This window comes from Pseudomonas sp. HMSC065H01 (assembly GCF_001815235.1).
In the GTDB taxonomy this organism is placed as follows: Bacteria; Pseudomonadota; Gammaproteobacteria; order Pseudomonadales; family Pseudomonadaceae; genus Pseudomonas; species Pseudomonas aeruginosa.
The window spans coordinates 1-266 of record NZ_KV819915.1; the positions used below are offsets into that span (position 1 = coordinate 1).

1 pseudogene is annotated in these 266 nt (G+C 65.0%); it reads left to right on the forward strand.

Going from position 1 to position 266, the window contains the following annotated elements:
* Positions 1 to 266: pseudogene (locus HMPREF3014_RS24885) on the forward strand (glutamine synthetase); the annotation flags it as partial.

Here is a 266-nt window from a genome sequence, read left to right on the forward strand (position 1 = left end):
GGCAGCCCGGACGCGGTACGCCTGGAACATCGGGTGGCCGGTGCCGACGCCAACCCCTACCTGCTACTGGCAGCGGTGCTGGCAGGCGTTCATCACGGGCTGACCAACAAGGTCGAGCCGGGCGCGCCGATCGAAGGCAACTCCTACGAGCAGATGGAGCCGAGCCTGCCGAACAACCTGCGCGACGCCCTGCGCGAGCTGGACGAAAGCGAGATCATGGCGAAGTACATCGACCCGAAGTACATCGACATCTTCGTCGCCTGCAA